The sequence below is a fragment of the Paenibacillus sp. FSL R10-2736 genome (genome assembly GCF_038000245.1).
Classification (GTDB): domain Bacteria; phylum Bacillota; class Bacilli; order Paenibacillales; family Paenibacillaceae; genus Paenibacillus_AQ; species Paenibacillus_AQ phytohabitans.
Map to the genome: position 1 here is coordinate 169,262 of NZ_JBBOBN010000001.1, position 16,417 is coordinate 185,678.

Below are 16,417 nucleotides of genomic sequence, written 5' to 3' on the forward strand. Positions count from 1 at the left end.
GGGGGGACAGCGAGATGAATACCTGGACCATTATGAACTATGAACTGCGCAGATTGTTCCGCTCACGTTCGATGCTGCTTAATATGTTTCTGCTCCCGCTGGTGCTGATCTTTCTGCTGGGGGCTTCGCTCTCCGGGGTGGTGGGTGTGAAAGAAGCCGATGAGATCGACCCAGTACGGGTAGCTGTTGTGAATGCCGCAGGCGGAGAAGCAGGGACCTCTGCTATGATAACCGCTTTTCTGGAGGTACCGGAAGTGAAGGATCTCATCATCGCCCACAAGCCAGAGAGCCGGGAGGCGGCAGAAAGCGGGCTTCGTACAGGCAAATACGCCTATGCGGTCATTGTCCCTTCCGGCTTCGATGAAGAGGTACAGCGCGGAGAACACGCCCGGCTGGAGTTTATTCTCGGCAAGGATCATACCGATAATCTGGTGGCGGGAACGGCTTTTGACAATTTTCTTAGTACGATCAATTACAAGCAATCGGCAGCGGTAGCGCTTGGGCCGGAAGCACTTGCAGTTCCTCCGGTAACGGCAGAGGCAGGGGCAGTGGTGATGGGTGATCTGAATAACGGGGGTAAAACCTATACAGCCTCCCAGTTCTACGCGGCTTCCATGCTGATGATGTTTCTTCTGTACAGCGGGCTGACGGTAACGGGCTCTCTCTTCAGTGATAAAGAGAACCATACGCTTTTTCGGATCAATTCGATGCCGGTCAAGGGCTCCCAGCTGTTTATCGGCAAAATGCTGGGGGTAGGCCTGGTCAGCATCCTTCAGTGTCTGGCGATCATTGTGCTGTCAGACCGGCTGTTCGGTGTATACTGGGGCAACCGGCCGGGACTTCTATTGTTGTTCTGCCTGTTGATGATCATCGCGTCCATGACGTTCTCCATTGTCATCTGCCTGTTCAGCAAAACTTCGGCCAGTGCAACGAATGTTATTAATGTTCTCGCCGTAGTGATGACCTTCGTCAGCGGGGGGATGGCTCCGCTTCCTGATTCCTGGGTGAACAGCATCGGTGCATTCACAGTCAACCATTGGGCACAGCAGGCGATTATCCGCATGATGCTCCATTCCGGTCTGAAGCAGATTCTGCCGAACTTATGGGTGATGTGTCTGATTTGTGCAGTTCTGCTGTGTGTAATGACTGTCTCATACCGGAAGGTGGGCTACCATGAATAAAATAATAACCATTGCCTGGAATATGATCCGCCGAAGCCTGGGCTCTGTCAAAGGGGTGCTGATATTTATTCTGCTGCCCAGTGTTGTGGTTGCAGGAATCATTTCGCTCACTGGGGGCGTTGGCGATGGTCCGGCGACCATATTGTACGCCAATATGGATAAGGGTGCTGCCGGAAAGCATCTGCTCTCCGAACTGGAGCAGACCGGCGATTACAAGTTAGAGCAGCGCAAGGATGAGGCGGCATTGAAGGAAGCGGCGATCGGGCAGGAGGGGGCGGCAGGGATATGGATTCCAGAGGGGTATTCAGCCGCCCTGATTGCCGGGCAGAAGCCGAAGATTAGCATCTATGAGCTTCGCGCGAGCGAGAGCTCCATTATCGTCAAGATGAAGGTCAATGCGATTGCCGGAAACATGGCTGAAGCTGCGCATGCCGTTGCTGCGCTCAGCGGCGGCACGGCAGCAGATCAGCAGGCGCAGTTCGCTGCTGTGCTGAAGCAGGCGGAGCAGCATCATGTGGGAAGCCTTCGTACGGATTATGATTTATACCCCCGGGAGACGCTGGGTGTGATTACCGGTCTGACGCTCATGTTCCTGATGACACTGGTGACAAGCTCCGTGTCCCTGATCAACGATGACCGCCGGGGGCGCACGATGATGCGGATGTTCAGCGCCCCGGTCCGCTCTTACGAAATTGCCCTCGGCAATTTCCTAGGCAGCTTTCTCGTAGGGATTATTCAGATCATCGTGGTGCTCTCGCTTGGGAGATGGGTGCTACGCTACGATTATGAGATGCCGATGTTTCTCTACTTCCTGGTTCTGGCCGCATTCATGCTGGTATCCATGGGCATCGCCAGCACCGTAGCGGGACTGATCCGTAATCCGCGCAATGCCGGCATGCTCAATTCGCTGATCCTTATACCCACCTGTATGCTGGGCGGCTGCTTCTGGCCGATCTCGATCATGCCGGATTATATGCAGAAGCTAGCTAATTTCACACCGCAGAAATGGGCCATCCAGGCGGTAGATATCGCCGCAACGGGCGGAGGCTGGAACGAGCTGTGGCTGCCTTTTGCCATTCTGGGCCTGATGGCGGCAGTCCTGCTGACGATTGGCTCCACCATACTGCGTCCGAATGAAGCGGGAATCAGTGGCTGAGCTTAAATAAGCATGGCGGTTTACAGCCATTATCATTAAAGTTATACTAGAGGTAATAGTTTGACCCGAACTGAATATTTATGTGTTTTTAGGAGGAGCCTGTCACCAAGGGCTCCTCTTTGTCTTTTTTAGGGGCCAATATAGACAAAAGGAGTAGAGTACATCATGGAATTCATTTTATATTTGCTGTTGATTCTGTTATTCACCAAGCTGGCCGGGGAACTGTCTGTGCGGCTGGGGCAGCCTGCCGTGCTGGGCAAGCTGATTGTCGGTATCCTGCTTGGACCGGCGGTGCTGGGCTGGGTGCAGGACGGCGAGTTCATTCACTACATGTCGGAGATCGGTGTGCTGCTGCTGATGTTCATCGCGGGCCTTGAGACAGACCTCGATCAGCTGCGCAAAAACTGGAAGTCTGCTTTCGCGGTAGCGGTTGGCGGTATTATCCTGCCGTTCGCAGGCGGCTTTGCCATCGGGGAATGGTTCGGCTTCGCGTATCATAACGCGCTGTTCCTGGGGGTGATTATGAGTGCTACTTCGGTCAGTATCTCCGTTCAGGTGCTCAAGGAGATGAACCGGCTGAATACACCGGAAGGCTCCACAATTCTGGGTGCGGCGGTTGTCGATGATATTCTGGTAGTGGTTCTGCTCGCGGTGCTGATGAGCTTCTTTGGTACGGGCGATGATATTTCGATAAGTCTGCTGATCGGCAAAAAACTGCTGTTCTTCGCCGTCGCTGTCCTTGCTGGCTGGCTGGTTGTCCCCCGGGTGATGCGGTGGCTTGCTCCGCTGCGGGTGACCGAAGCGACGATCACGGCCGCCCTGGTGATTCTGTTCGGATATGCTTATTTCGCTGAAATGATGGGGATGGCCGGAATTATCGGCGCTTTTGCTGCCGGGATTGCCATTGCACAAACCTCCTTCAAGCATGTGGTGGAGTCCAAAGTAGAGCCGATTGCGTACTCGCTGTTTGTGCCGGTCTTTTTTGTCAGCATCGGCCTCAGTGTCAGCTTTGAGGGCCTCGCCAGCCAGCTTGGATTCATGGTGGTGCTGTCACTGGTCGCTATTCTGGCTAAGCTGCTTGGCGGCGGAATCGGCGCACGCCTTACCGGCTTCAATACCCGCTCATCACTGGTCATTGGTACGGGAATGATCTCCAGAGGCGAGGTCGCCCTGATCATTGCGGCCACGGGGCTTGAGAGCGGGCTGCTGCTGCCGCAATATTTCACCGGCGTTATCATTGCTGTAATTATTACTACACTGGTGACACCGCCGCTGCTAAAGAGTATGTTCCGGGAAGAAGCGGTACGGAATTCGCCTTAATTGCTATGCGGCGATACCAGGTTATTCTTTAACAGGCTGTCCTCTACAGGGCGGCTTTTTTGCGTTGTACCTCTGGAAGGAGCCGCCACCCGCCTTAAGACCGAGAACGAAACCCTCCGCCGGACCGTTTTGGCATCAGCCCAAAGCTTCTACACTTAAGCAAGAATCTGCAGCTCATACATAAGAGAACAGACATAAAGAGTTCAATACATTTGATGAAATGGAAGGGGTAAAAGAAATGACATGGCTTACGAAATGGTCGTTTGGCAATAAGGGGGCTGTCGGGCTGCTGGTGGTTATGGCGCTTGTGGTCGGTATCATGAGTTATACCTCGCTGCCGATGGAATTCATGCCGGAGGCAGATAATCCTCAGGTGACCGTTGCGGTTCTGGGTCCTGGCCAGGATGCGCATGCGATGGAGACGCAAGTGACGAAGCCGATTGAGGCTGCGACCTCACTGGTGAAAGGCAAGACGGAGCAGATGTCCACTTCCGCTGACGGCTATGCCAAGGTGGATATTTATTTTGACGGCAAAACCAATATGAAGGAAGCGGCGCAGGAGGTTGAGAAGGCAGTTCATGCCCTGCAATTCCCGCAAGGCGTGATGGACCCGTTCATCATTCAGCTGAATACCTCGATGATTCCTGTGTCGCAGGTCACTGTAGCGTTCGATGAAGGGCTCACCAAGGAGAATCTGGAGATTGCCGAGAACAAGATCCTTCCCGAGATGCAAAAAATTGATGGTGTAGCGAGCGTAGCCCTCTACGGCAAAACTTCTCCGCAGGTCCGGGTGAAGCTTGATCCGGCAGCAATGGCGGCGAAGGGAGTAAACACGGCGCAGGTCATGGGATTGCTTCAGGGACGCAGCGTATCGGCATCTGTAGGTGAGCAGACGATTGGCGGCCAGACAGGCAATGTGAACGTGGTTTCATCCATTGAGAGCGTTGATACGCTTCAAAAGATGCCGGTGGCAGCGGGAGTGACGCTGGGAGATATTGCTGCTGTCGAGCCGAAGCTGGACCAGGAAAGCGTCAGCCGCTCGAACGGCAAGGATGTACTGTTTCTCATTATCACCAAAGAAGCAAGTGCCAACGCGGTGGATGTGGGCGACAAGGTGCGCAGTACAGCAGAGGAGCTTAGCGCCAGCGTCAAAAATGCCGAGGTATCCATGATCTTCAGCACTTCGGATATGGTCGTGACCTCGGTAAACAGCATGCTGCGTGAGGTGCTGCTCGGCGCTTTATTCGCCACGATTGTGATCCTGATCTTCCTCCGCAATGTACGGGCAACGCTGATTACGGCGATTTCCATTCCGCTTTCACTGGCGGTTACCTTGTACCTGCTGAAGGTGTCCGGGATCACGCTGAATATAGTTACGCTGGGCGGTGTTGCCGTTGCGGTTGGACGGCTGGTGGATGACAGTATCGTGGTGATCGAGAACATCTACCGGCGGATGCAAAAAGAACGCTTGTCCCGCGAAATGGTAGTCAGCGCAACTGGAGAGGTCGCCCGGGCGATTACTACCTCTACGGTTGCCACGGTAGCTGTATTCCTGCCGATGGGGCTGCTGCGCGGCGGGCTGCAAGCCTTCCTGCTGCCGTTTGCGCTGACTGTCACTTACTCGCTGCTGACCTCGCTAATAGTTGCCTTAACGGTAGTACCGCTGCTCAGCTCCTTGCTGCTGAAGGGCTCCTCCTTGAAGGAGCATGAGCCTTCCCGCAAGTTCAGCCGCTTCCTGGAGTGGAATCTGCAGCGGAAGTGGATTACGTTATCCCTCGGACTGCTGCTGCTTGTGGGGTCCATTGGCGCCTATGTCACGATGCCCAAAGGGGCGCTCGATGCTACAGATGCCAGCACGGTAACCGTTCAGCTGGTCTATCCGAATAATGTGCCGGTATCAGAGGTGCTGGAGAACGGCAAGCAGCTGGAAGCTGAACTGATGAAGCAGCCGCAGGCGGAGATCGTCATTATGCAATCCGGTAATAGCGCAGATTCGGCACAATGGGGCAGTGTGGTGTCGCTGACCCAAGTGGATTATACCGTCATGATGAAGGAAGATGCAGATGCGCAGGTATTCATGGACCATATCCGCAGCTTGCAGTCTTCTTATGACGGAGCAGCATTGACCGTGGGAGCAGCCAGTATGATGGGCTCCAGCTCAACCAATGAATACATTGATATTGTGGGCGATGATCTTCCGGCCATTAATGCGGTTGCCCGGGAAGTCGCTGCCAAAGTGAAAACGATTGAAGGCGTAGGGAAGGTAGCCAGCAACATGGAGGATACCAAGCCGGTGTTTGCGTTCAAAGTAGATCCGGCTGTGGCGAATGCCCAGGAAATCTCCATGCAGCTTAGTGCGATGCTGAATCCGGTTCCGCTGGGCCAGATCGAGCTGGATGGTTCCCCTGCCTCAGTAGTGCTGGAGCCAGTGGTTCAGCCTGCATCGCAGGAGGAACTGCAGAAGATTATGCTTATGACATCCGCCGGCCCGCAGCCGCTGTCACAGGTGGCAGAGCTTACGGTCACTGACCAGCCGGCAATGCTGTATCATAAAGACGGCAAGCCTTATGTACGGATTACCGCAGAGGCAGATCCGAAGCGGGTCTCGGAGATCGGTGCAGATATTAAAGCAGCGACTGACAGCATTACCTTGCCAGAGGGAGTAACCCTTTTCGCAGGCGGTGCCTCGGCCGATCAGGCCGGAGATTTCAGCGACCTGGGCATGACCGCATTGATCTCGATTGGTCTGGTATACCTGATCATGGTATTGACCTTCAAGACGCTGCGTGCGCCCCTTGCAATCATGTTCTCCCTGCCGCTCGCAGCAATCGGGGCCATCGTAGCCCTGCTGATCTCGGGTGTGACCCCTGACTTCACCGCATTGTTCGGCGCATTAATGCTCATCGGCATCGTGGTCACCAATGCGATCGTGCTGATCGACCGTATTAAGCATAATGAGGAGCATATGACGGTCCGCGAAGCCATTCTGGAGGCAGCCGGCACGCGGATGCGTCCGATTCTGATGACGGCCATTGCTACCGTCTGCGCCATGCTGCCGCTCCTGTTCGGGCAGTCCGAGCAGGGAAGCATCGTCTCGCAGAGTCTGGCTATTGTAGTCATCGGCGGCCTGACTGCGGCAACCCTGTTAACTCTGATCGTAGTTCCGGCAATCTATGAGCTGCTCTATTTCCGCAAATCGGCCAAAGAGCGCAAGCAGGCTGCCGCAGCACCGGCATCGGCTGAGCTGCCCAGCTAAATACGGGATGAGGCTGTGGGAAGAAGAACACAGGATGGAAGAGTGGATAGCAATAGGACGGCTGGAAGAAGCAATTTCTAAACAGGAATAGGAACCGCTATGAGCGGAATGAGTGCAGTCATGAGAGCAGTGCGGGATTGTCCGCATTGCTCTTCGCTGTCTGCTGGGTGGCAGTGGAGTCTTCCTCGTTAGCATTGTCCAAACCAGTCAGCACTTGAGACTATAACCAAACAAGCAGGCGGTTGATCGCCAGAGGGGGGGCATGGGAAATCGTTCAATTTCTCATAACTGATGCATTGCTGGCAGGGTTGAGAATCTCAAGTTCACACTGCGTAGGCAAAAATGTTGTACGTATTACAACTTTGACTTAAGGATACACGGGTGTTTAGGAAGATTGTTGTATGAAATGCAAGAATTGTTCCGCTAAGCCGCCGGGATGAGCGGGATTGTTGTCTTTTGTACAACAATTTTGAAATACGGCCGTTTGTATGAGGGGATTGTTGTATTTTGGGCAGGATTTTCGAGGAATGCGACTTTAGCAGCCGGGCATCGTGCTTGAGTTGCGGGTTGTCTGCTACGAGACCATCATCTACAGGGGAGACCATCAGGATCAGTTACTATTAGAGCTGCCTGCATTCTTATTCGTGCGGCCATCTCACCATGTTCTGGAGTTCGATAAGATCAGCTTCAAGGAAGCGGATGTGTACCCGCCGGTTGGCGCTGGCGGTGATCCTTGAACCGGAGCCACATGTATATGAGTTAGATCTGGGCAAGCGGCAATTTACTGCACAGTAGGCAAAGCGGAAATACTATCAGTATGCACAAAGAAACCTCCCTATTGAACCGGTTGCTAACACTTCCGATTTTATAAAGGGAGGTCTCTTTTTTTGCAGTGTTCAGGTGTTCAGGCATTTATGTGTTTAAAGGTGTAAACCCGTTTCCCGCTTAAACAGCGGAGCGGACGGAACGATTGTGTAAAAGCGTTAGCGGTCGCCTTTGTGTCCGGATTTTCACCGATAAGGTAAAATAATAAAATCTGGACTGGGCAGCGATTGGAACAACGTTCCGTTTGCGGAGCGTCCACCCGAGTGCTCACGTATATCCTACTCCAACTTGTTAAAGGTTGTTGCTGTTATTTCGCCATCAATTCCCCGTACTCTCATACTTAGACAATCCATACCGGAAGATACCATAAGCCGCAGCCGCGCTTCCTATTGCCGCAACAGGGGCGAGCAGCCACCAGCCGGACCATCCGCTTTTGCCGAAAATATAAGTTGCCGGATAAAAGCTGATGAACGCATAGGGCAGCACAGTAGAAATAAAGATGCGGATCGCCTGCGGAAACAGGGTAATCGGGTATTTGGCCAGATCGGACAGGTTATGCACCATCAGCGGAAAGGCATTGCCCGCATTACGGATCCAGAAGGCGGCGGAATTCCCCGCGAGGTTGATCGATACCCGGATGATGACCGCAGTCAGAAACAGCAGGATCAGAATGGCGGCTTTGCCCAGCGTCCAGTGAACCGGGCTATGCACGAGCGACTGCCAGACGATCACTCCGCCAATCAGCAGATTACCGAGTCCGTTGATGCCGATCCCGGTGCAGAACACTTGAAGGACAACGGGCACCGGCCGCAGCAAATAACGGTCCAGCTCGCCCATGTTGACCAGCCGCCCGAGGCACCAGGTGCCTTCGAAGAACAAAGAGCCGATGCCCTCCGTCAGAAAAATCATGGCGTACATAAACGTAACTTCCCAGAACTTCCAGCCGTTAATATCCGGAATCCGGTCATAGATCACCCAGAGGAAGACAAAACCCAGAATCTGTGTCAAGGCGGCAGAGCACATCAAAATATAGAAGTCCTTATTATATTCCAAAATCGCTTTAAGCTGCTGCACATACAGCCGTTTGTAGAGGTAGAGCATTTGGGACATTTTCATTCTGCGGCCTCCTCCTGCCTTAGCCTCCATGGATGGTCACCTGGCGTACCGCCCAGTTCCACATTGCCTTGCCGGCAATCCAGAGTGCTGCCCCCCAGAAAAGTTGAATACCGATCAGCCGCAGACTCTCCTCGGTATCCGCCTGCTGCAGAAAGATCATCGACGGCGTGTGGATGATGGCCTGGAAGGGCAGCAGGAGAGCCAGCTTTTCCAGCCAATCCGGGAAGAAGGCCAGCGGCACCAAAGCTCCGGACAGGAGATTGGTCAGAGCAATCCGTGTCCAGACGATGCCCATCGATCCGGTGGACCAGAAGCATAAAAGTGCTGCCAGATAGACAACGCCGAATTTCACCACGATTGCACCGAGCAGACTGACTGCGAACAAGACATAGACAGAGAGCGAACCCGGAAAGGTGACTCCGGTCAGGAAGGTGGCGAACAGGATCAGCAGGACCGTACTCATGCCGCCTTCAAGCAGGCTCGAGCCCAAGGTTTCCGCGAATCTTGCGGTCTGGAAATCGATCGGCTTCAGCAGGTCTACGGCGACGCTGCCGTCAAGGATTTTGCCGGAAATAGCCGATTCCGAATACCAGGACAACACAGAGTTGGCCAGGAAGGTAACCAGCAGATAGGTTTTCATCTGGTCCCAGGTATAGCCGCCTACCACCTCCCGCCCGCTGTAAATGCCCTGCCACAGGAAGTAAATGGCCAGCAGATTGATAGAGTTCGCCAGAAAGGTAATGATGTAAGAAATCCGGTAGGCCAAAACCCGTTGCAGGGAGCGGTTCGCGATACTTCTGTACATTTTAAACTGGGCAGCAGTCATCATCGTGTGTAAACCTCCTTATTCCCCGGTTCCGGTCAGATCCAGCTTGCCGTCATAGACGGCCTTGATGACCTGCTCAATATTAGTATCTTCCATCCGGAAGTCGACGACCTCGCCATATCTCATCACCCGGCCCACCACTTCACTGGCGGTATATTCGTACCGGTCAAAAGAGACCGAGAATTCCTGCGCGCTCTGCTGCGCAAGCTTCATTCCCGGTGTCTGCGCAAGCTGCGCATATAACTCCGGCATCGGTGATCCGACCTGAAAGAAAATGACACGGTTTTTGGCAAAACGGGCCTTCACCTCGCTCAGACTGCCGTCATAAATAATCGCCCCATGGTCGATGATAATCAGCCGTTTGCACAGATCCTCAATATCCCCCAGATCATGGGTGGTCAGCATCACCGTAGTGTTCTGCTCCTGGTTGATCTGTTTGATGAACTCGCGGATTTTTTGCTTCACGGATACGTCGAGGCCAATGGTCGGCTCATCCAGATACAGAATCGGCGGGTTATGCAGCAGGGCTGCGGCCAGATCGGCGCGCATCCGCTGACCCAGGGAGAGCTTCCGGGCAGAGAGATGGATGAACTCGCTCATTCCCAGCATTTCAGTGAACAGCTCCATATTCGTCTTGTAGACGGCGCCAGGAATCTGATAAATATCCTTCAGCAGCGAAAAAGACTCCACAATCGGGATATCCCACCACAGCTGGGTACGCTGGCCGAACACGGCGCCAATCTGGGCGGCATTATCCATTCTTTTTTTGTACGGATTGATACCGTTTACAGAAACAGTGCCGGCTGAGGGCATGAGGATTCCGGTCAGCATCTTGATGGTGGTCGATTTGCCTGCACCGTTCGGGCCCACGTAAGCCACCGTCTCGCCTGCTTCTACACTCAGGTCCAGCGGCTTAACCGCCACCTTCTCAATATGCCGGGGGAGGAAGAGGTGCTTAACCGCTCCCCCCAGGCCCGGCTCCTTCACTGCCTGCATAAATGACTTGCTCAGCCCTCTGGCTTCAATAATACTCAAGGCTAACCCTCCTGGAAATTACTTTGAAAGCGCGTTCGCTTGTTCGCAGCATATAAATTTCTGAATCCCAATCTATGTAAAAGACGTATGAATAAATATATCACTGCGGCAATGTCGAAAACTATCACAATCCATCGAATGAATATATTTATTTAGATTATTATGGCGAATGATGCTGCAAAAAAGCGGCTACCCTGGTTAACTAGACTAACCGGGATTTGCCGCTTCGTTCGAGAATGGCTTTGAGGAGTAACCCTATTAATAGTGGCAGCAACAGCTGAACTTCCAGTCTCCAGTCTACAGCGTACAGGTCTACAAGGTTGATCTGCTTCAATAGAACATAGACCACGTTGTACATCAGGAAGGAGCAGCTGACCGTGAGCAGCGGGATTAGGGCCAGATTGCTTTTGGAGCGCAGCAGCCTGTAACCCAGGAAGAACATTAGTGTATAGCTGATCATGATCGCCAGCGCATAATTACTGCCGAAGCGCATGAATGATACCATAGCGGTTGCCAGATTCAGGACTGCCGAGATATAGCCGATGCGAAGCATGTAGAACCTCCTTGCTGAAAGGGTACGGTCCTTATTACAGGACAACATAGCCGTTTTCACTGGTGATTTTTGACTGCAGATTTTTCTATTTTACAGCGCTTGCAGGTTCATTTACAGGTCCAATGCTGAATGTTCTTTATTCCGTGATTGTATGTTATAATACTTTCTTTTAAAATCGGTTATATAGGAAATGGTAAAAATGGAGGAGGATCGTCGTGAGAATCTTTGATCAATCGAGAGCATGGAGCGTGCCCGGAGATTTGGAAGCACAGCAGCTTGAAGCTTTCCGGCCGCTTGACGCAGAGCAAATCGAATTACATAGCGGGCAGTCCGGGGTTTCTTTTCCAGAAGAATCGAAAGAGCATATCTATCATAGAGCCATGATATCTTCCATCCGCAGTGAAATGAATAAATTAAGCCAGCTGCTCTCTATTCCTTATGTTGTATTCCTGACGGACAAGGCGGGTACCATTCTGGAGCTGGTCTGCTCTTCTCCGGTTACCCGGGATGAGATGGAACAGGCGGAGCTGCGTCCGGGGGTTAGCTTATGCAGGCAGCGCTCGGGCATGAATGCCGTATCCTTGGCCATGGAGATGAATTGCATCGGGGTAGTGCGGGGGGCGGAACATTCCGACCAGGCCTTCCAGAACTGGAACTGTGTGTGTGCTCCGCTGCAGAATGAGGATACCGTCTTCGGATATGTGGACATTTCTTTTAATAGAGGAGAACCGATTGAATTCGCCATTCCGTTCGTGCAGCAGATTGCCGAGAATATTATGGAGAAGTGGATGGAGAAGAACCCGGAGATGCAGCAATACCGCCTGGAAGCCACTTTACAGGAATATAAGCTGACAGCGCGGGAGCAGGATGTAGCACGGCTGTGGTTACTTGAGAAAAGCGCGCTGCACATCGGGAGTGATCTGGGCATCAGTGAAGGCACGGTTCGGAATATGCTGAAGAGTATTTACAGTAAAATGCGGGTGAATGACCGCTTCCAGTTCGTCAAACGGCTAACGCCCTAGAAGGCGCGCAACGCTATATATACATAAGAATAGCCGGGCAGTGATACTAGCGTATCGCTTGCCCGGCTATTTATTTGCGGTGAAGTCATTTCGCCTGCGCGTTGCCGCCAGTGGCGTTTAGCCGCAGGAGCAGTTCAGTACCGGCTTCCGCGCGGCCTGGGTCTCATCCAGACGGCTGATCTCTGTGGTATGCGGTGCATTAATAACGACCTCAGGTGTCTCCTGCGCTTCCTTAACGATCTGAATCATCGTCTCAATGAAGCCGTCCAGCGTTTCCTTGCTTTCGGTTTCAGTCGGCTCGATCATCATACATTCCTCTATGGTCAGCGGGAAGTACACAGTTGGCGGATGGTAGCCGAAGTCGAGCAGCCGTTTGGCCACATCCAGGGTACGTACGCCGTACTGCTTGAGGTTTCTGCCGGACATGACGAATTCATGCTTGCAGACACCCGGGAATGGAATTTCGAAATAAGGTGCCAGACGGTGCATCATGTAATTGGCATTCAGCACAGCGTTCTCGGACACCTCGCGCAGTCCGTCCGGGCCGTAGGTGCGGATATAGGCGTAAGCGCGGACCAGAATACCGAAGTTGCCATAAAAGGCTTTGACGCGGCCAATAGATTGCGGCCCGCCGGAGTCAAGCGAGAAGCTGCCGTCTTCGTTCTGCACCACCGACGGCTGGGGCAGGAACGGGATCAGCTTCGCCTTCACGCCGACCGGTCCGGCTCCCGGACCGCCGCCGCCGTGCGGAGTACTCATCGTCTTGTGCAGGTTGAGATGGACCACATCGAAGCCCATGTCGCCCGGGCGGGTGATGCCCATGATGGCGTTGGAGTTCGCTCCGTCATAATAGAGCAGACCGCCGGCTTCATGGACAATCGCGGCGATCTCTACGATCTGCGTCTCGAACAGTCCGAGAGTACTCGGGTTCGTGAGCATCAGCGCGGCGGTGTCGCTGCCGACCGCCGCCTTCAGTGCTTCGAGGTCGACCATTCCCTTATCATTGGAAGGAATGGTGACGGTGTCGAGTCCGGCGGCTGCGGCGCTGGCCGGGTTGGTTCCGTGCGAGGAATCCGGCACGATGACCTTGGTGCGGACCTCGCCGCGGCTCTCATGGTAGGCGCGGATCATCATCAGGCCGGTCCATTCGCCATGGGCTCCGGCGGCAGGCTGCAGGGAGACGGCATCCATGCCGGTCAGTCCGGCGAGATCCTTTTGCAGCGTATACATCAGCTCAAGTGCACCCTGGATGCTCTCTTCCGGCTGGTACGGATGGATCTTGGCAAGGCCGGGGAAGCGGGCGACATCTTCATTGATCTTCGGGTTATATTTCATCGTGCAGGAGCCGAGCGGATAGAAGCCGTTATCGACCCCGAAGTTACGCCGGGACAGGGCAGTATAGTGGCGGATAACATCCACTTCGGATACCTCCGGCAGCACTACGGGCTCGCTGCGGAGCAGGCCCTCAGGAATCAGTGAGCTGATGCTCTCTTCCTGCGGCACATCGCATGGAGGCAAAGAGTACGCCGAGCGGCCGGGACGGCTTAATTCAAAGATCAGGGTTTGTTCCGGTTTCATATACAGCCCTCCAGTGCAGTGGCGAATTCGTCAATTTCGGTTTTGCTTCTTTTCTCAGTCACGGCAACCAGCATATGTCCGGCCAGCTCGGGATACTCGCGGCCCAGATCATAGCCGCCCAGATAGCCTGCCTTCAGCAGCCTGGAGTTCACTTCACTGACGCTGCTGCCCTCCGGGAGCTTCAGGACAAATTCATTGAAGAACGGGGCGGTGAAGACGCGCTCTGCACCGGTGATTTCAGCCAGCCGTCCGGCGGCGTAATGGCTCTTGCGGATATTAAGCTCACCAACCTCACGCATGCCCTCCTTGCCCATGACGGACAAGTAGACAGAAGCACATAACGCCAGCAGCGCCTGGTTGGAGCAGATATTCGACGTCGCTTTCTCGCGGCGGATATGCTGCTCACGCGCCTGAAGGGTCAAGACGAAGCCGCGCTTGCCGTTACGGTCAACGGTCTGGCCGACGATCCGGCCCGGCATGCGGCGCATCAGCGGTTCAGCAACCGCGAAGAATCCGCAGGTTGGTCCACCAAGCGATGCAGAGATACCCAGCGGCTGTGCATCGCCGACTACGATGTCGGCGCCCAGCTTGCCGGGCGTTTCCAGCACGCCGAGTGCAATGGGATTCGCGCTGACTACAAGGAGGCCTTTGACCGCATGGATCAGCGGCTCAATCTGGCGCAGTTCCTCGATGCCGCCGAAGAAGTTGGGCGACTGGACCAGAACGGCGGCAGTATCGGCATCAATGGCCTCAGCCAGCTTGGCAAGATCGGTAACCCCGTCCTTATAATCGATTTCCACGATTTGCAGGCCCCAGGCATTGGCGGAAGTGCGAAGTACTTGGCGTGCTTCCGGGTGTACCGTACGGGAGACAATCAGCTTTTTACGTTTCGTGGCGCCTGCGGCAAGCACGGCTGCTTCGGAGAAGGCAGTGGCACCATCGTACATGCTGGCATTAGCGACCTTCATACCGGTCAGCTCACAGATATACGACTGGAATTCAAAGATCGCTTGAAGCTCGCCTTGGCTGATCTCCGGCTGATAAGGGGTATAGGCAGTATAGAATTCCGAACGGGAAATAATATGGTTAATGACAACAGGAATATGGTGGTCATAGAGGCCAGCGCCGAGGAAGCTGGCATGGGTATCAAAGTCGGCATTTTTGTCAGCCAGACCCTTCATATGGCGCAGCAGTGCATATTCGTCCAGCGGGCCGGACATTGGCATCGTTCCCTGGTAGCGGACAGATTGAGGAATGTCAGCGAATAGCTCATCAATGGACTGAATCCCGACAGTTTCCATCATCTCTGCGCGGTCTTGCTCCGTCATAGGCAGATAGCGGTGCTTCATTACGGCTTCACTCCTTGGCTCTTTTTGTAGAACGGGGCTTTGATCACGGCAGCCTTCAGCTGTTTGCCGCGGATCTCCACATACACCTCTGTGCCGATCTCAGTATAGGCAGCATCCAGCAAGGCAAGTCCGAGATTCCGCTTCAGCGTCGGTGATTGTGTGCCGGTTGTGACTTCACCGATCTTCACACCGTCTGCATATACGGGATAATGGGAGCGGGGAATCCCGCGGTCGATCATTTCAAGGCCTACAAGGCGGCGCGGGAGGCCGGCTTCCTTCTGCTTCAGCAGGGCATCACGGCCGATGAAACCGGCTTTGTCCAGCTTCACGAAGAACTGGACACCCGCTTCGAGCGGCGTAATATCCGCCGAGAGCTCCTGGCCGTACAGCGGCAGCTTGGCTTCGAAGCGGAGCGTGTCGCGTGCGCCGAGTCCGGCAGGGGTCAGGCCATGCGGCGCGCCTGCGGCCAGCAGACCATTCCAGAGTGCAGCTGCTGTGTGGACCGGGGCGTACAGCTCAAAGCCGTCCTCACCGGTATAGCCGGTGCGGGAGAGCAGTACAGAAACGCCGCAGACCTCGGCGTGTTCGATGAAATGGAAGGGCTTCAGCTCTGCGAGCGGGGCAGAGGTAACTTCGGCCAGAATCGTCTCAGCCAGCGGCCCCTGCAGAGCGAGCAGCAGCGTCTCATCAGAGACATTCTTCAGGCTGACACCGCTGAATTCAGCGGTGAGATGCTCCTGCAGCCACTGGAAGTCCTTGTCGATATTGGAGGCGTTCACGACGAGCATATAGCGCTCATGGCCCAGGCGGTAGACGAGCAGATCATCTACTACGCCGCCGCTCGGATAGAGCATCAGGGTATACTGCGCCGCGCCGTCTGCAAGGCGGCTGACATCATTGGTGGTCATCTGCTGCAGGAAGGCTTCAGCGCCGCTGCCGTCAACCATGAATTCACCCATATGCGATACATCGAACAGCCCGGCCTGCTGGCGGACCGCTTCATGTTCCTTAACGATGCCAGTAAACTGCACCGGCAGCTCCCAGCCGCCGAAATCAATGCATCTGGACTCCGCATAAGCGGCATAGAGATCATAAAAAGGCGTTCTTCTCAAAGACTCCATCGTGTCACCCCTTAGTCTGTTTACATGCAAAAAAGGACAGGCGAAAGTCCATCAATGCACATCAAACATGCATCAATAG

The 16,417-nt window shown here is 54.3% G+C and carries 13 protein-coding genes; 6 read left to right on the plus strand and 7 right to left on the minus strand.

All coding sequences use genetic code 11. The features are described 5' to 3' along the window. Positions 1 to 14: 14 nt before the first annotated feature. The 5 genes from NSQ73_RS00690 to NSQ73_RS00710 all read left to right on the plus strand — a co-directional run bounded on the left by NSQ73_RS00690 (position 15) and on the right by NSQ73_RS00710 (position 7,650). A complete protein-coding gene (locus NSQ73_RS00690) occupies positions 15 to 1,181 on the plus strand; it encodes an ABC transporter permease (protein WP_340985105.1) in 1,167 nt (388 codons plus the stop codon). Beyond that, complete coding sequence (locus tag NSQ73_RS00695; RefSeq protein ID WP_340985106.1) at positions 1,174 to 2,337, plus strand: ABC transporter permease; 1,164 nt, start codon at positions 1,174 to 1,176, stop codon at positions 2,335 to 2,337. The genes NSQ73_RS00690 and NSQ73_RS00695 overlap by 8 nt, the downstream gene beginning before the upstream one ends. 165 nt (positions 2,338 to 2,502) lie before the next feature. Next, entirely contained in the window at positions 2,503 to 3,657 is a 1,155-nt protein-coding gene (locus NSQ73_RS00700; protein ID WP_340985107.1) for a cation:proton antiporter, read from the plus strand. A gap of 238 nt (positions 3,658 to 3,895) precedes the next feature. After that, the gene (locus tag NSQ73_RS00705; RefSeq protein WP_340985108.1) at positions 3,896 to 6,913 is read left to right on the plus strand and encodes an efflux RND transporter permease subunit; all 3,018 of its coding nucleotides are present in this window, start codon (positions 3,896 to 3,898) and stop codon (positions 6,911 to 6,913) included. A 551-nt stretch (positions 6,914 to 7,464) separates the two neighbouring features. After that, positions 7,465 to 7,650, plus strand: coding sequence for a hypothetical protein (locus NSQ73_RS00710; RefSeq protein ID WP_340985109.1), 186 nt, complete (start codon positions 7,465 to 7,467; stop codon positions 7,648 to 7,650). A gap of 406 nt (positions 7,651 to 8,056) precedes the next feature. On the opposite strand, the gene NSQ73_RS00715 is transcribed toward NSQ73_RS00710, so the two are convergent. The 4 genes from NSQ73_RS00715 to NSQ73_RS00730 form a co-directional block, all read right to left on the minus strand. Beyond that, a complete protein-coding gene (locus NSQ73_RS00715; RefSeq protein WP_340985110.1) occupies positions 8,057 to 8,854 on the minus strand; it encodes an ABC transporter permease in 798 nt (265 codons plus the stop codon). 19 nt (positions 8,855 to 8,873) lie between these two features. Next, positions 8,874 to 9,683 (minus strand): ABC transporter permease, encoded by an 810-nt coding sequence (locus NSQ73_RS00720; RefSeq protein WP_340985111.1) that lies wholly within the window; start codon positions 9,681 to 9,683, stop codon positions 8,874 to 8,876. 15 nt (positions 9,684 to 9,698) lie between these two features. Continuing rightward, a complete protein-coding gene (locus NSQ73_RS00725; RefSeq protein WP_042140186.1) occupies positions 9,699 to 10,715 on the minus strand; it encodes an ABC transporter ATP-binding protein in 1,017 nt (338 codons plus the stop codon). A 202-nt stretch (positions 10,716 to 10,917) separates the two neighbouring features. Next, complete coding sequence (locus NSQ73_RS00730; protein ID WP_340985112.1) at positions 10,918 to 11,268, minus strand: hypothetical protein; 351 nt, start codon at positions 11,266 to 11,268, stop codon at positions 10,918 to 10,920. Between the two features lie 215 nt (positions 11,269 to 11,483). Between NSQ73_RS00730 and NSQ73_RS00735 the strand changes: the two genes are divergently transcribed. Beyond that, complete coding sequence (locus NSQ73_RS00735; protein WP_340985113.1) at positions 11,484 to 12,290, plus strand: LuxR C-terminal-related transcriptional regulator; 807 nt, start codon at positions 11,484 to 11,486, stop codon at positions 12,288 to 12,290. A 117-nt stretch (positions 12,291 to 12,407) separates the two neighbouring features. Here the strand turns inward: NSQ73_RS00735 and gcvPB are convergent, their stop codons facing one another. Genes gcvPB through gcvT form a run of 3 tightly spaced genes read right to left on the minus strand, consistent with a single transcriptional unit; the run spans position 12,408 to position 16,338 of the window. Beyond that, on the minus strand, positions 12,408 to 13,868 hold the full coding sequence (gcvPB, locus tag NSQ73_RS00740; RefSeq protein WP_340985114.1) for an aminomethyl-transferring glycine dehydrogenase subunit GcvPB: 1,461 nt from the start codon (positions 13,866 to 13,868) through the stop codon (positions 12,408 to 12,410). Next, complete coding sequence (gene gcvPA, locus NSQ73_RS00745) at positions 13,865 to 15,217, minus strand: aminomethyl-transferring glycine dehydrogenase subunit GcvPA (protein ID WP_340985115.1); 1,353 nt, start codon at positions 15,215 to 15,217, stop codon at positions 13,865 to 13,867. Before gcvPA ends, gcvPB begins: the two co-directional genes overlap by 4 nt. Continuing rightward, positions 15,217 to 16,338, minus strand: coding sequence for a glycine cleavage system aminomethyltransferase GcvT (gene gcvT / locus NSQ73_RS00750; protein WP_340985116.1), 1,122 nt, complete (start codon positions 16,336 to 16,338; stop codon positions 15,217 to 15,219). Before gcvT ends, gcvPA begins: the two co-directional genes overlap by 1 nt. Between the last annotated feature and the right edge of the window lie 79 nt (positions 16,339 to 16,417).

What these genes read in the sequence shown, in the direction of transcription:
- gcvPA (WP_340985115.1), bottom strand. Translation starts at nt 15,217, where the DNA reads ATGAAGCACCGCTATCTGCCTATGACGGAGCAAGACCGCGCAGAGATG.
- NSQ73_RS00700 (WP_340985107.1), top strand. Translation starts at nt 2,503, where the DNA reads ATGGAATTCATTTTATATTTGCTGTTGATTCTGTTATTCACCAAGCTG.
- NSQ73_RS00730 (WP_340985112.1), bottom strand. Translation starts at nt 11,268, where the DNA reads ATGCTTCGCATCGGCTATATCTCGGCAGTCCTGAATCTGGCAACCGCT.
- NSQ73_RS00720 (WP_340985111.1), bottom strand. Translation starts at nt 9,683, where the DNA reads ATGATGACTGCTGCCCAGTTTAAAATGTACAGAAGTATCGCGAACCGC.
- NSQ73_RS00705 (WP_340985108.1), top strand. Translation starts at nt 3,896, where the DNA reads ATGACATGGCTTACGAAATGGTCGTTTGGCAATAAGGGGGCTGTCGGG.
- gcvPB (WP_340985114.1), bottom strand. Translation starts at nt 13,868, where the DNA reads ATGAAACCGGAACAAACCCTGATCTTTGAATTAAGCCGTCCCGGCCGC.
- NSQ73_RS00695 (WP_340985106.1), top strand. Translation starts at nt 1,174, where the DNA reads ATGAATAAAATAATAACCATTGCCTGGAATATGATCCGCCGAAGCCTG.
- NSQ73_RS00690 (WP_340985105.1), top strand. Translation starts at nt 15, where the DNA reads ATGAATACCTGGACCATTATGAACTATGAACTGCGCAGATTGTTCCGC.
- gcvT (WP_340985116.1), bottom strand. Translation starts at nt 16,338, where the DNA reads ATGGAGTCTTTGAGAAGAACGCCTTTTTATGATCTCTATGCCGCTTAT.
- NSQ73_RS00715 (WP_340985110.1), bottom strand. Translation starts at nt 8,854, where the DNA reads ATGAAAATGTCCCAAATGCTCTACCTCTACAAACGGCTGTATGTGCAG.